This window comes from Streptomyces sp. NPDC031466 (assembly GCF_055581265.1).
In genome coordinates, this window is the sequence record NZ_JBVIJT010000004.1 from 420,551 (window position 1) to 433,972 (window position 13,422).

The 13,422-nt window shown below is 72.5% G+C and carries 11 protein-coding genes; 7 read left to right on the forward strand and 4 right to left on the reverse strand.

The features are described 5' to 3' along the window. The first annotated feature begins 81 nt into the window (after window positions 1-81). Genes ACZ5GP_RS10790 through ACZ5GP_RS10805 form a run of 4 tightly spaced genes read left to right on the forward strand, consistent with a single transcriptional unit; the run spans window position 82 to window position 6,275 of the window. Window positions 82-1,929, forward strand: coding sequence for a methylmalonyl-CoA mutase family protein (locus ACZ5GP_RS10790; RefSeq protein ID WP_468750511.1), 1,848 nt, complete (start codon window positions 82-84; stop codon window positions 1,927-1,929). Further along, complete coding sequence (gene scpA / locus ACZ5GP_RS10795; RefSeq protein ID WP_468750512.1) at window positions 1,929-4,136, forward strand: methylmalonyl-CoA mutase; 2,208 nt, start codon at window positions 1,929-1,931, stop codon at window positions 4,134-4,136. The genes ACZ5GP_RS10790 and scpA overlap by 1 nt, the downstream gene beginning before the upstream one ends. Before the next feature lie 18 nt (window positions 4,137-4,154). Next, entirely contained in the window at window positions 4,155-5,162 is a 1,008-nt protein-coding gene (gene meaB, locus ACZ5GP_RS10800; RefSeq protein WP_468750513.1) for a methylmalonyl Co-A mutase-associated GTPase MeaB, read from the forward strand. A gap of 45 nt (window positions 5,163-5,207) precedes the next feature. Next, entirely contained in the window at window positions 5,208-6,275 is a 1,068-nt protein-coding gene (locus tag ACZ5GP_RS10805) for an enoyl-CoA hydratase/isomerase family protein (RefSeq protein WP_468750514.1), read from the forward strand. Here the strand turns inward: ACZ5GP_RS10805 and ACZ5GP_RS10810 are convergent. Further along, entirely contained in the window at window positions 6,253-6,720 is a 468-nt protein-coding gene (locus tag ACZ5GP_RS10810) for a hypothetical protein (protein ID WP_468750515.1), read from the reverse strand. The genes ACZ5GP_RS10805 and ACZ5GP_RS10810 overlap by 23 nt on opposite strands. Before the next feature lie 114 nt (window positions 6,721-6,834). Between ACZ5GP_RS10810 and ACZ5GP_RS10815 the strand changes: the two genes are divergently transcribed. Next, window positions 6,835-7,992 carry an ROK family transcriptional regulator gene (locus ACZ5GP_RS10815; RefSeq protein ID WP_468750516.1) on the forward strand — a complete coding sequence of 386 codons (1,158 nt, stop codon included), beginning with the start codon at window positions 6,835-6,837 and terminating at the stop codon, window positions 7,990-7,992. Between the two features lie 24 nt (window positions 7,993-8,016). On the opposite strand, the gene ACZ5GP_RS10820 is transcribed toward ACZ5GP_RS10815, so the two are convergent. Both ACZ5GP_RS10820 and ACZ5GP_RS10825 read right to left on the reverse strand, forming a co-directional pair. Further along, window positions 8,017-8,778, reverse strand: a complete 762-nt coding sequence (locus ACZ5GP_RS10820; protein ID WP_468750517.1) for a GntR family transcriptional regulator — start codon at window positions 8,776-8,778, stop codon at window positions 8,017-8,019. A gap of 293 nt (window positions 8,779-9,071) precedes the next feature. Then, a complete protein-coding gene (locus tag ACZ5GP_RS10825) occupies window positions 9,072-9,977 on the reverse strand; it encodes an RNA polymerase sigma-70 factor (protein WP_468750518.1) in 906 nt (301 codons plus the stop codon). A 188-nt stretch (window positions 9,978-10,165) separates the two neighbouring features. Between ACZ5GP_RS10825 and ACZ5GP_RS10830 the strand changes: the two genes are divergently transcribed. Then, the gene (locus ACZ5GP_RS10830; protein WP_468750519.1) at window positions 10,166-10,996 is read left to right on the forward strand and encodes an alpha/beta fold hydrolase; all 831 of its coding nucleotides are present in this window, start codon (window positions 10,166-10,168) and stop codon (window positions 10,994-10,996) included. Window positions 10,997-11,031: 35 nt separating this feature from the next. Here ACZ5GP_RS10830 and ACZ5GP_RS10835 read toward each other — a convergent pair whose 3' ends face one another. Continuing rightward, the gene (locus ACZ5GP_RS10835) at window positions 11,032-11,442 is read right to left on the reverse strand and encodes a VOC family protein (protein WP_468750520.1); all 411 of its coding nucleotides are present in this window, start codon (window positions 11,440-11,442) and stop codon (window positions 11,032-11,034) included. A gap of 306 nt (window positions 11,443-11,748) precedes the next feature. Here ACZ5GP_RS10835 and ACZ5GP_RS10840 point away from each other — a divergent pair, with 306 nt between their 5' ends. Beyond that, the gene (locus ACZ5GP_RS10840; protein WP_468750521.1) at window positions 11,749-13,329 is read left to right on the forward strand and encodes an alkaline phosphatase D family protein; all 1,581 of its coding nucleotides are present in this window, start codon (window positions 11,749-11,751) and stop codon (window positions 13,327-13,329) included. The last annotated feature ends 93 nt before the right edge of the window (window positions 13,330-13,422 follow it).

Genomic DNA, 13,422 nt, shown 5'->3' on the forward strand with positions numbered 1-13,422 from the left:
AGATCAAGAGCGATCAGAAGAGGGCAAGGTCACAGCCCGTGGTGGCACCGCGTGCCATGGGTTGCGCCCTAGCATCAGGGCATGACGGTCCTGCCTGACGACGGGCTTTCCCTGGCCGCCGAGTTCCCTGATGCGACCCATGAGCAGTGGCAGCGCCTGGTGGAGGGCGTGCTGCGCAAGTCGGGTGGAGAAGCATCGGGAGCGGCGGCCGAGGAAGCGCTGTCCACCTCCCTGGAGGACGGGCTCACCACCCGCCCCCTGTACACCTCCCGCGACGCCGCGCCCGCTGCCGGCCATCCCGGTTTCGCCCCCTTCGTACGGGGCGGCACCCCCGGCGGCAACGCCGCCACGGGCTGGGACGTGCGCCAGCGGCACGCGAGCACCGATCCCGCCCGGATGAACGAAGCCGTGCTCGGCGACCTGGAGAACGGCGTCACCTCACTGTGGCTCGGCGTGGGCGCCGGCGGCGTACCGGTGTCCGGGCTGGCCCGGGCGCTGGACGGCGTCTATCTCGACCTGGCGCCGGTCGCGCTCGACGCCGGCGCCGAGTTCGGGTCCGCCGCGCGCGAGCTGCTGCGCCTGTACGAGGCGGCGGGCGTCCCCAAGGAGTCGGCGCGCGGCACGCTCGGGGCGGATGTGCTCGGCCACGAGGCCCGTACCGGCGAGGCGATGGAGCCGTCCGAGGCCGTCGAGCTGGCGCGGTTGTGCGGGCGGGAGTACCCGGGTCTTCGCGCCCTGGCCGTGGACGCGCTGCCGTACCACGAGGCGGGCGGTTCGGCCGCGCAGGAGCTGGCCGCCTCCCTCGCCACGGGCGTGGCCTACCTGCGGGAGCTGACCGGGGCCGGGCTGTCGGTCGAAGAGGCGTGCGCGCAGCTGGAGTTCCGCTACGCGGCCACCGCCGACCAGTTCCTGACCATCGCCAAGTTCCGTGCGGCGAGGCGCCTTTGGGCGCGCGTCGCCGAGGTGTGCGGGGCGCCCTCCGCCGGAGCGCAGCGTCAGCACGCCGTGACCTCGCCGGTGATGATGACGCGTCGCGATCCGTGGGTGAACATGCTGCGCACGACGGTGGCGTGTCTGGGCGCGGGCGTCGGCGGCGCCGACGCCGTCACCGTGCTGCCGTTCGACCACTCGCTGGGCCTGCCCGACGCGTTCGCGCGCCGCATCGCGCGCAACACGTCCACGATCCTGATCGAGGAGTCGCATCTGGCCCGGGTGATCGATCCGGCGGGCGGCTCCTGGTACGTGGAGCGGCTCACCGAGGAACTCGCGCATGCCGCCTGGGAGTTCTTCCAGGAGATCGAGCGCGCGGGCGGCCAGTCGGCGGCCCTGCGCTCCGGGATGATCGGTGAGCGGCTGGCCGCCACCTGGGCCGAGCGCCGCGCGAGGCTCGCCCGGCGCCGTGAACCGATCACCGGTGTCAGCGAGTTCCCGCACCTCGCGGAGCGGCCCGTGGCGCGCGAGGCCGCACCGGCCGCGCCGGCCGGCGGTCTGCCGCGGGTGCGCCGTGACGAGGCGTACGAGGAGCTGCGTACCCGCTCGGACGCGCACCTGGCGGCGACCGGCGCGCGCCCCAGGGTCTTCCTCGCCGCGCTCGGCCCCGCCGCCGCGCACACCGCGCGGGCCTCCTTCGCCGCCAACCTCTTCCAGGCGGGCGGCATCGAGGCCGTGCACGAACCGGCCACCGTGGACGCGGCGACGGCCGCCGACGCCTTCAAGGCGAGCGGGGCTTCCGTGGCGTGCCTGTGTTCCAGCGACGCGCTCTACGCCGAGCAGGCCGAAGCGGTCGCCCTGGCGCTCAGGGAGGCGGGCGCGGACCACGTGTTCCTCGCGGGACGCGGTGACCACCCCGGCGTCGACACGCAGGTCTTCGCCGGCTGTGACGCCGTGGCCGTGCTCTCCTCCACCCTCGACCGCATGGGAGTGGCGTAATGCGCATCCCCGACTTCTCCTCCGTCGACCTCGGGCCCGGCTCGGGCGCGAAGGGCTCCGACGACCAGTGGCGCACCGCCGTGAAGGAGACGACGGGCAGGTCCGAGAGCGACCTCTTGTGGGAGACGCCCGAGGGCATCGCGGTCAAGCCGCTGTACACGGGCGCCGACCTGGAGGGCCTGGACTTCCTGGACACCTATCCCGGGGTCGCCCCGTATCTGCGCGGGCCCTACCCGACGATGTACGTGAACCAGCCCTGGACGATCCGGCAGTACGCGGGGTTCTCCACGGCCGAGGAGTCCAACGCCTTCTACCGCCGCAATCTCGCGGCGGGTCAGAAGGGCCTGTCGGTCGCCTTCGACCTGCCGACGCACCGGGGGTACGACAGCGATCACCCGCGCGTCACCGGTGACGTGGGCATGGCGGGTGTGGCGATCGACTCCATCTATGACATGCGTCAGCTCTTCGACGGCATTCCGCTGGACAAGATGACGGTGTCGATGACCATGAACGGCGCCGTGCTTCCCGTGCTCGCGCTGTACATCGTGGCGGCCGAGGAACAGGGTGTGCCGCCGGAGAAGCTGGCCGGGACCATCCAGAACGACATCCTCAAGGAGTTCATGGTCCGCAACACCTACATCTATCCGCCGAAGCCCTCGATGCGGATCATCTCCGACATCTTCGCGTACACCTCGCAGAAGATGCCGCGCTACAACTCCATCTCCATCTCCGGGTACCACATCCAGGAAGCGGGTGCGACGGCCGATCTGGAGCTGGCGTACACGCTCGCCGACGGCGTGGAGTATCTGCGGGCCGGGCAGGAGGCGGGCCTCGACGTCGACGCGTTCGCGCCCCGGCTCTCCTTCTTCTGGGCGATCGGCATGAACTTCTTCATGGAGGTCGCCAAGCTCCGCGCGGCGCGCCTGCTGTGGGCGAAGCTGGTCAGGCAGTTCGACCCGAAGAACGCCAAGTCCCTCTCGCTGCGCACCCATTCGCAGACGTCGGGCTGGTCGCTGACCGCGCAGGACGTGTTCAACAACGTCACCCGGACCTGTGTCGAGGCGATGGCGGCCACGCAGGGGCACACCCAGTCCCTGCACACGAACGCCCTCGACGAGGCGCTCGCCCTGCCGACCGACTTCTCCGCGCGGATCGCCCGCAACACCCAGCTGCTGATCCAGCAGGAGTCGGGGACGACGCGGACGATCGACCCGTGGGGCGGCAGCGCGTACGTGGAGAAGCTGACGTACGACCTGGCCCGCCGTGCCTGGCAGCACATCGAGGAGGTCGAGGCGGCGGGCGGCATGGCGCAGGCCATCGACGCCGGCATCCCGAAGCTGCGCGTCGAGGAGGCCGCCGCGCGCACGCAGGCCCGCATCGACTCGGGGCGCCAGCCCGTCATCGGCGTCAACAAGTACCGGGTGGAGACCGACGAGCGGATCGACGTCCGGGCCGTCGACAACTCCTCGGTGCGTGCCCAGCAGATCGACAAGCTGCGGCGCCTGCGCGAGGAGCGCGACGAGGCGGCCTGCCAGGACGCGCTGCGGGCGCTCACCGCGGCGGCCGAGCGCGGCCCGGGCGCCGGCTCCGGCCTGGAGGGCAACCTGCTGGCGCTCGCGGTCGACGCGGCCCGCGCGAAGGCGACGGTCGGTGAGATCTCCGACGCGTTGGAGAGCGTGTACGGGCGGCACGCGGGCCAGATCCGTACGATCTCCGGTGTGTACCGCACCGAAGCAGGCCAGTCCCCTTCCGTCGAGCGCACCCGCGCGCTGGTGGACGCCTTCGACGAGGCCGAGGGGCGCCGGCCGCGCATCCTGGTCGCCAAGATGGGCCAGGACGGCCACGACCGCGGCCAGAAGGTGATCGCCAGCGCCTTCGCCGACCTCGGCTTCGACGTGGACGTCGGCCCGCTCTTCCAGACCCCGGCCGAGGTCGCCCGTCAGGCGGTCGAGGCGGACGTGCACATCGTGGGCGTCTCGTCGCTGGCCGCCGGGCACCTGACCCTCGTACCGGCGCTGCGCGAGGAACTGGCCGCCGAGGGCCGCGAGGACATCATGATCGTGGTGGGCGGGGTGATCCCTCCGCAGGACGTCGAGGCGCTGCACGCGGCGGGTGCCACCGCGGTGTTCCCGCCCGGCACGGTGATCCCGGACGCGGCGTACGACCTGGTGAACCGACTGGCGGCCGACCTCGGCCACGACCTGTGAGCCGGTGAGCGCCGACCCATGCCTGTGACGATCGACATCGACGCGTACGTGAAGGGCGTCCTCGACGGGAAGCGCGCGTTTGTCGCGCGCGCCATCACCCTCGTCGAGTCGACCCGGCCGCAGCACCGCGCGCCGGCCCAGCAGTTGCTGTCCGCGCTGCTGCCGCACAGCGGGCGGGCCCGGCGGGTCGGCATCAGCGGGGTGCCGGGCGTCGGCAAGTCCACGTTCATCGACGCGCTCGGCACGATGCTCACCTCGCTCGGCCACCGGGTCGCGGTGCTCGCCGTCGACCCGTCGTCCACGCGCACGGGCGGTTCCATCCTCGGTGACAAGACGCGGATGGAGCGGCTTTCGCTGGATCCCGCCGCGTTCGTGCGTCCTTCCCCTTCCGCCGGGACACTCGGCGGGGTCGCCAAGGCGACGCGGGAGTCGATCGTGGTGATGGAGGCGGCGGGCTACGACGTGGTGCTGGTGGAGACCGTGGGCGTCGGCCAGTCGGAGACGACGGTCGCGAACATGGTCGACACGTTCCTGCTGCTGACCCTGGCCCGCACGGGTGATCAATTGCAGGGCATCAAGAAGGGCGTCCTCGAACTCGCGGACGTGATCGCCGTGAACAAGGCGGACGGCCCGCACGAGCGGGACGCGCGCTCGGCGGCCCGGGAACTGGCGGGCGCGCTGCGGCTGATGCACCCGGCCGACGCCGCGTGGACGCCTCCGGTCCTCACGTGCAGTGCCCGCGAGTCCAGCGGCCTGGACACGCTGTGGGAGCGCGTCGAGCAGCACCGCACGCTCCTGGACTCGACCGGCCGGCTGGCGGCCAAGCGCCGTGACCAGCAGGTCGACTGGACGTGGTCGACGGTGCGGGACGAGCTGCTCGGCCGGCTCCTGGCGCACGCGGAGGTGCGGCGGGTGGCCCCCGAGCTCGAGCAGCGCGTGCGGGAGGGTACGTTGACGGCCACGTCGGCCGCCGAGCGGATCCTCGACGCGTTCCAGGGCGGCGGCCGTCCGGCGCCGCCGGACTGAACGGGGTCCGCCGCCCTCCCCCCACCGATCGGAGCCACCCGCACCATGAACGACCCCCGCGCCGACTCCCCCGTCCTGGTCCGCCGTGCGGGCCGCGCCGGGCATGTCGTCCTGAACCGGCCGCGGGCCATCAACGCCCTCGACCACGCCATGGTGCGGCTGCTGGCCGACGCCCTCACCGCCTGGGAGGACGACGCGTCGGTCGCGACGGTGGTCCTCACCGGCGCCGGGGAGCGGGGGCTGTGCGCGGGCGGCGACATCCGCTCCATCCACGACGACGTGAAGGCGGGCGACGGGAGCGCGTCGGCCGCGTTCTGGCGGGACGAGTACCGCCTGAACGCCCGGATCGCCCGCTACCCGAAGCCGTACGTCGCCGTCATGGACGGCATCGTGATGGGCGGCGGCGTGGGCGTCTCGGCCCACGGCGACGTGCGGGTGGTCACCGAGCGCTCGCGGGTCGCGATGCCGGAGACCGGCATCGGTTTCGTGCCCGACGTGGGCGGCACCTACCTGCTCACGCGCACCCCCGGCGAGCTGGGCACGCATCTCGCGCTGACCGGCACGGCCGTGGGCGCGGGTGACGCGCTGCTGTGCGGACTGGCCGATCACTACGTGCCCTCGCGGTTCCTGACGGAGTTCACCGCGGCGCTCGGCGACACCGAGGTGTCCGAGGCCGTACGGCGCTTCGGGCGGCCGGCTCCGGCGGGCGAACTCGCCGCGTGCCGGGAGTGGATCGACCACTGCTACGCAGCGGACACCGTCGAGGAGATCATCGAACGGCTGTACGCCTGTGGTGAGCGGCAGGCGAAGGAGGCGGCCGAGACGATCCTGACGCGGTCGCCGACCGCGCTGAAGGTCACCCTGGCCTCGCTGCGCCGGGCCCGCGAACTGCCCTCCCTGGAGGCCGTACTCGACCAGGAGTACCGCGTGTCCTGTACCGCGCTCGCCCTGCCCGACCTTCCGGAGGGCATCAGGGCCCAGGTCATCGACAAGAGCCGCAGGCCGCGCTGGTCGCCCGCCGGACTCGACCAGGTGACGCCGGCGGACGTGGCCCGCTTCTTCGAGGACGTCGACACGGCGGCTCCGCACCTCAGGGCGGGTCGATCTCGGTGACGACGGCGAGGAGTTGGAAGGGCAGCTCCTTGTCCCACCGGGCGATGCCGAGGGCGATCCAGCGGCCGTCCACGTGCCACAGGTGCAGGTCCGGCACGGACGCGCTGAGCCGGGCCCACGGCTCCGGTATCTCCTCGGCCCCGGCGTCGCCCCCGGCCGGCGGGGCTGTGTCCAAGGTCCGCTCGAAGACACTGGCCAGGCTGAACCGCTGGGGTGGGCCCCAGCGGTCGGTGAGCAGGACCGTCAGCCCGTCCCGCTCCGCCTCGTACTGCTCCTCGGCGAGGTGGCGACGCGTACCGTCGTCCTCCCAGAAGGAGTCGCTCGTCAGTAACTCCGCCTCGTGGTACCCGGGGCCCTCGCAGCCGCACTCCGACCTGCCGTGCTCCGCGGGAAACTCCCGTGAGCGCAGCAGGTCGATCGCGGCGAGATGCTGTGCGGTACTCATGACGCCCAGTAAAGCGGGCGCCACTGACAACGGGTCAGCGGGCCCTGCGCTCGCCGCTGCCCCCTGTTACGAGTACGATCCGGCCATCACGCGCACGAGCTGGGAGGACGTACGTTGGGGCAGCTGACCGGCGGGGATCCCTCTCTGTTGCGGCGGATCAACTCCGCGGTGGTGCTGCACGCGCTGCGCGCCGCGGATCTGGCGACGCTCACGGAGATCACCCGAGTGACCGGGCTCTCCCGGCCCACCGTCGAGGGGGTCGTCGAGGGGCTCATCGAGGCCGGGCTCGTGGTGGAGTCCGCGGCCGAGGACAGCGGCGCCCGGCGCCAGGGGCGGCCCGCCCGGAAGTTCCGCTTCCGGGCCGAGGCGGGTCATCTGCTGGGCCTGGAGATCGGCCCGCACCGGGTCGCGGCCGTCCTTTCGGACCTGCACGGCAAGGTCCTCGGCACGGCCTCGAAGGAGGTCTCCGAGGAGGCTCCCGCGGACGAGCGGCTCGAACGCCTGCGCACCACGGTGGCCGAGCTGCTGCGCCGCGCGGGAATAGCCCGCAGCTCGCTGCGGGCGGTCGGGGTGGGCAGCCCCGGCATCTTGGAGGCGGACGGCACGGTACGGCTGAGCACGGCGCTGCCCGAGTGGACGGGCCTTCAGCTCGGTGAGCGGCTGCGCCGTTCCTTCAAGTGCCCGGTCCTGGTGGAGAACGACGCCAACGCGGCGGCCGTGGCCGAGCACTGGAAGGGCGCGGCGACCGACACCGACGACGTGGTGTTCGTCCTCGCGGGGCTGAGCCCGGGGGCCGGTTCGCTGATCGGCGGCCGGCTGCACCGCGGCTACGGCGGCGCGGCGGGCGAGATCGGCGCGCTGCATCTGCTGGGCCGCGAGGTCACCCCGGAGACGCTGCTCTCCACCACGGACGAGCCGCTGCACCCGCTGGACGAGCAGGCGGTCGCCGAGGTCTTCGCCCATGCCAAGGAAGGCGACGAACGCGCGCGGGCGGCGGTGGAACGCTTCATCCAGCGCCTGGTGCACGATGTCGCGGCCCTCGTGCTCGCCCTCGACCCCGAACTGGTCGTGGTGGGCGGCTGGGCGGCGGGGCTGGACGGCGTACTGGAGCCGCTGCGCCGGGAGCTGGCGCGCTACTGCCTGCGGCCGCCCCGCGTAGCGCTGTCGGCGCTCGGCGAGGCGGCGGTGGCGACGGGGGCGCTGCGGCTGGCGCTCGACCACGTCGAGGAGCAGCTGTTCGCCGTGGAGGGCACGGTCACCGCCCGCCGGTGAGGGGCGGACGGTGCCAATCGGCGGTCAGGAAGCGCGGCGCTCCGGGCCGTGGTGGATCTCGACGCCGCCGGCGTCGCCGAAGGTGAGCCGGCAGGTGTCCGCGCGGTAGGTCGCCACGGAGACCGCGGCCGTGCGGCCCTCGGCGAAGAAGCGGGTCGTCACGAGGAGGACCGGTGCGCCCGGCAGCCGGTCGAGCGCCTTGGCGTCGTCCGCGCGGGCCGAGCCCAGTTCGACGGCCCTGTCCTGTCCTTCGAGGGCGAGCCGGGCCAGCTCGCGCAGCACCACGCGCGCGCGGGCGGCGCCGGACGGGGCGTCCATGCCGGTCAGCTCGGCGACCGAGGACATCGGGACGTACAGCAGTTCGGCGGCGACGGGCTGCCCCTGGGAGACGCGGGTGCGGCGCACGATGTGGACCTGCTCGTCGGGGAGGGTCTCCAGCATGCGGGCGACGGCCGCGGGCGGGAGAGCCGGAGCGCAGTCGGCGGGCTGCCAGGCGTCGCCGGCCGCGCCGGGCCAGGTGCCCTGCGCGGAGCCGACGGCCACACCCATCCGGGGCGGGGCCACGGTCGTGCCCACGCCGCGGCGGCGCTGCAGCCGCCCTTCCAGTTCGAGCTGTTCGAGTGCCTGGCGGAGCGTGGCGCGGGCGACGCCGAAGCGGGCGGCCAGCTCACGCTCGTTCGGCAGGATCTCCCCCACCGCGAACTCGGAGTCGAGCGCCTCACTGAGCACGGTCTTCAGGTGCCAGTACTTCGGCTCCGGCACCGATTCGAGCTGCGTGGTCCCCACCCTGTCCTCCGCAATCGCCGTTGACCGGCGGCTTTTTAGCGCCCTTGTTTATTAAAGGTTCCTGCACTATCCCTGCGACCATAGGCCTGCGCCCACCCTTGGTCAAGACCAATCCTGGATCCGTTACAGCCCGCACAGGGTTGATGCCACAGAGCATTCATGCGGAGTTCGCACGGGGCCAAGCAGGCGTAATCGGCCATACCCGTGGAGAGGGGCGCGAGGATTCCTCGGAAAGAAGCCCCCACCGCCGGGTGAGGGCTTGCTTCCGAGGGGTCGTGAGCTGTCCCGGTCGGTTATTCGCCGCGCTCGTGGCGGGCGAGCAGCAGGAGCTTGTCCGGATTGCGGATGATGTAGACGCGCTGAATGCGGCCGTCGGCGGTGTCCACCTGGAGGACACTGTCCGGCTTCCCGTCGGCCAGGAGGAGCACGGATTCGGCTCCATTGAGTTCGAGGAACCGCAATTCCAGCTCGGCCCCGGGGGCGAGGCCCTTGGCGGCGACGCCGTGCAGGAAGCGGCCCACCTTTTCGGCGGTCTCCACGACGCGCAACGGCGCCTTGGCCTTGCCGCCGCTGTCACCGACGAGACGGACGTCCGGGGCGAGCAGCGCCACCAGGCCCTCCAGGTCGCCCTCGGCGGCCGCCGCCAGGAACCGTTCGGTCAGGTCTCGGCGCTCGGCCGGGTCCACTTCATAGCGGGGGCGGCCCGCCTCGACGTGCTTGCGGGCGCGCCCCGCGAGCTGGCGCACCGCGGCCTCGCCGCGGTCCAGGGTGTGCGCGATCTCGGCGTAGGGGAATCCGAAGGCCTCCCGCAGCACGAAGACGGCGCGCTCCAGGGGCGAGAGGGACTCCATGACGACGAGGACCGCCAGGGAGACGGACTCGGCGAGGACGGCCCGCTCGGCCGTGTCGGGGACAGTGGGGCCGAAGTCGGTGACATAGGGCTCGGGGAGCCACGGTCCCACGTACGCCTCGCGCCGGGACTGCACGTGGCGCAGCCGGTCGATGGCGAGGCGGGTGGTGACGCGCACCAAGTAGGCGCGTGGTTCGCGCACTTGGCCGTGGTCGGCGGCGGACCAGCGGAGCCAGGCCTCCTGGACGACGTCCTCCGCGTCGGCCACCCGGCCGAGCATGCGGTAGGCGACACCCATCAGGACGGGGCGGTGCTGTTCGAAGAGGTCGGTCGCGCTGTCGGTAGCCACCTCTCCATCCCAGCTCACGGAAGATCCGCTGTCCAGGAGGAATCCGCGCGGCCCCTTGAAGCGGGCAAGGTCGCCTCGTGAAGTGGGGGCCGCCTCTTGAAGTGCGGGCTACTGGGCGGTAATTGTTGCTGACAACGTGTCTAACGCAGTTGAGGAGCCGTCGTCCCGCGACGGGAACAGGAGCAGCCATGTCCACAGAGGTGTCCTTCGAGGTCGCGTCGCCCGGCGGCCCGCGCACCATGACGATCGCCTACGAACGGTCGGGCGCGGGTGAGCCGTTGCTCCTGCTGCACGGCATAGGCCACCACCGCCAGGCCTGGGAGCCGGTGACGCGGATCCTGGCCGCCGACCACGACGTGATCGCCGTGGACCTGCCGGGCTTCGGGGAGTCGCCCGCACTGCCGGACGGGCTGACGTACGGCCTCTCCACAGTCGTCTCGGCGCTCGGTGCGCTGTGTGCGGCCCTGCAGATCGAGCGCCCCCATGTGGCGGGCAACTCCCTGGGCGGGCTGCTCGCCCTGGAGCTGGGCCGCGAGCGACTCGTGCGCTCCGTCACCGCCCTGTCGCCCGGCGGCTTCTGGTCGGCCGCCGAACGCCGGTACGCCTTCTACACCCTGCTCGCGCTGCGGCAGGGCGCGCGGTTGCTGCCGCTGCCGATGATCGAGAGGCTGTCCAGCAGCGCGGCCGGTCGCGCGGTGCTCACTGGTGCCATCTACGCCCGTCCGGGGCGCCGTTCACCGGAGGCGGTCGTCGCCGAGACGCTCGCCCTGCGCCATGCCCCGGGCTTCGAGGCGACGCTGACGGCCGGCCGGGACGTCCTCTTCCGCGACGACGTGCGGGGGCTGCCGGTCACCGTCGCCTGGGGCACCCGGGACCGGGTGCTCCTGCGCCGCCAGGGAATACGGGCCAAGCACGTCATCCCCGGCGCACGGCTCGTACGGCTGCCCGGCTGCGGGCACGTCCCGATGAACGACGACCCGGCCCTGGTCGCCCGGGTCATCCGCGACACCTGCCGCTGAGGCGGGGGCCCACCGCCGCGACCGGACGCGCGTCGTCAGGAGTTGGACCAGCCGCGCGTCGAGAGCACCAAGCGGTAGCCGTCGGGGTCCTCGACCGTGATGCCCCACTCGTTCCAGTAGGGGTTGGGGGACGGGACCCGCTTGCCGCCGCGTTCCTCCAGGCGCGCCACCAGCTCTTCGGGGACCTCCCCGTCGACGTAGACGACGAGCAGGTCCTCCTCGGTGGGCCGTGGCCCGACGGGAGCGGCGGAGTCATGGACGAGTTCGAGGTGCCAGGAGGCGTCGGGCCACCCCACCATGAGCAAATCGTGTTCCCCGGTGGCGTCGCCGCCCTCGGCCCGGTACAGCACCGTGAGCCCGAGCCCATCGACCCAGAAGCGCTCCGCCGCCGCCAGGTCCCGGGACGGGCGGGCGATCCGGATGTGGCTCCGACCGTTGACAGGCATGTGGGGCCCCTTCGGGGTGCGGCACGGAACGCGTGCCCGACGGCTGTGGGAGCGCGCCGGTCGCACGCCCTGACGCCATGAGCGTAGTCGCCGTCGATCATCAGGACATCGGTCGTACGTCCTCGTGCGCAGGTCTCCCGGCATCCGCCCGAAGGCCCGCGACTCCGGACCGGGCCCAGGTGTTCCGTGCGCGCCGGTTCCCTGGGGCGGGCGGGAGTTGTTCACTTGTGGTTCGTGTGGGCGCTGTGGCGCGCCCCTGGTCAGCGGCGCGCACACTGGTCGCACCCGTCAACTGGAGGCGCATTCATGTCACGACGTCAGCCGAGCCCGTCCCCCCGCCGCCGCAGCCTGCTGCTCGGATCGCTGGCCGCACCGGCGGCGCTCGCCGTGCCGGGGCTCGCCGGGGCCGCTCCCGCGTTCGCCAGGTCCGGCCGCCCGGAGGCCGGGTGGGGCGTGCAGGCCGGGGACGTGACCGCGCACGCGGGGCTCGTCTGGGTCCGGTCCGACCGTCCGGCCCGGATGATCGTGGAGACGGCGGCCACGGAGTCGTTCCGCGACGCGCGGCGCTGGCGCGGGCCGCTGCTCGGACCGGATACGGACTTCACGGGGACGACCCGGCTGCGGGGGCTGCCGGCCGACGAGCAGATCCACTACCGGGTGCTGCTCGCGGACCCCGACGACCCGCGCCGCACCGGGCGGCCGGTCACCGGCACCTTCCGCACGACGCCCAAGAGCCGCAAGGAAGGGGTGCGCTTCCTGTGGTCGGGCGACATCGCGGGCCAGGGTTGGGGCATCAACCCGGACCGGGGCGGCTACCGCGTCTTCGAGGAGATGCGCCGCCGCGACCCCGACTTCTTCCTGTGCAGCGGTGACAACATCTACGCCGACGGGCCGATCCAGCCGAGCGTCACCCTTCCCGACGGCTCCGTGTGGCGGAACGTCACGACGGAGGAGAAGTCGAAGGTCGCCGAGTCCCTCAAGGAGTTCCGCGGCGCGTTCCGCTACAACCTCCTCGACGAGAACCTGCGCCGGTTCAACGCGCAGGTGCCCTCCCTCGTGCAGTGGGACGACCACGAGGTGCGCAACAACTGGTATCCGGGCCAGATCCTGGACGACGCCCGCTACACGGAGAAGGACGTGAACGTCCTGGCGGGCCGCTCCTTGCGGGCGTTCAGCGAGTACTTCCCCGTCTCGACACTGCCGCCGGGCGACGAGGAGGGGCGGGTGTACCGCGTGCTGCGGCACGGGCCGCTCCTGGACGTGTTCGTCCTGGACATGCGCTCGTACCGCAACGCCAACTCGCCGAACAGGCAGCCCGACGACGCCAGCGGCATCCTCGGCGCCCGGCAGCTGGCCTGGCTGAAGCGGGAGCTGTCGCGGTCCCGGGCGGTGTGGAAGGTCATCGCCTCCGACATGCCCCTGGGGCTCGTCGTGCCGGACGGCAGGGCGAACTTCGAGGCCGTCGCGCAGGGCGATCCCGGCGCGCCACTGGGCCGCGAGCTGCAGATCGCCGAGCTCCTGCGGCACATCAAGCACCGGAGGATCACCGGGACGCTGTGGCTGACCGCCGACGTGCACTACACCTCGGCGCAGCACTACGACCCCTCGCGCGCGGCGTTCAAGGACTTCGCGCCGTTCTGGGAGTTCGTGTCCGGGCCGCTGGCCGCCGGTGGGTTCCCCGCGACGAAGCTCGACGCGACGTTCGGTCCCGAGCAGAAGTACGTCAAGGCGCCGAGCCGCGCGAACACCTCGCCGGCCGAGACACCGCAGTACTTCGGCGAGGTGGACATCGACGGGGGCAGCGGGGACCTGACCGTCCGGTTGCGGCAGGAGGGCGGCGGCGTCCTGTTCACGAAGGTCCTGCGGCCGGGCCGGGTGGGGCAGTGACCCGGCCCGGCGACACAGTCCGGCGAAGGGCACGAAAAGGACAGATGGCCTCTTAACCCATCAGTCACACGACGTTCGTGATCACGCAACACC

Excerpts from the sequence above, each read along its gene's own strand:
- ACZ5GP_RS10790 (WP_468750511.1), top strand. The coding sequence starts at position 82 with ATGACGGTCCTGCCTGACGACGGGCTTTCCCTGGCCGCCGAGTTCCCT.
- scpA (WP_468750512.1), top strand. The coding sequence starts at position 1,929 with ATGCGCATCCCCGACTTCTCCTCCGTCGACCTCGGGCCCGGCTCGGGC.
- meaB (WP_468750513.1), top strand. The coding sequence starts at position 4,155 with ATGCCTGTGACGATCGACATCGACGCGTACGTGAAGGGCGTCCTCGAC.
- ACZ5GP_RS10805 (WP_468750514.1), top strand. The coding sequence starts at position 5,208 with ATGAACGACCCCCGCGCCGACTCCCCCGTCCTGGTCCGCCGTGCGGGC.
- ACZ5GP_RS10810 (WP_468750515.1), bottom strand. The coding sequence starts at position 6,720 with ATGAGTACCGCACAGCATCTCGCCGCGATCGACCTGCTGCGCTCACGG.
- ACZ5GP_RS10830 (WP_468750519.1), top strand. The coding sequence starts at position 10,166 with ATGTCCACAGAGGTGTCCTTCGAGGTCGCGTCGCCCGGCGGCCCGCGC.
- ACZ5GP_RS10835 (WP_468750520.1), bottom strand. The coding sequence starts at position 11,442 with ATGCCTGTCAACGGTCGGAGCCACATCCGGATCGCCCGCCCGTCCCGG.
- ACZ5GP_RS10840 (WP_468750521.1), top strand. The coding sequence starts at position 11,749 with ATGTCACGACGTCAGCCGAGCCCGTCCCCCCGCCGCCGCAGCCTGCTG.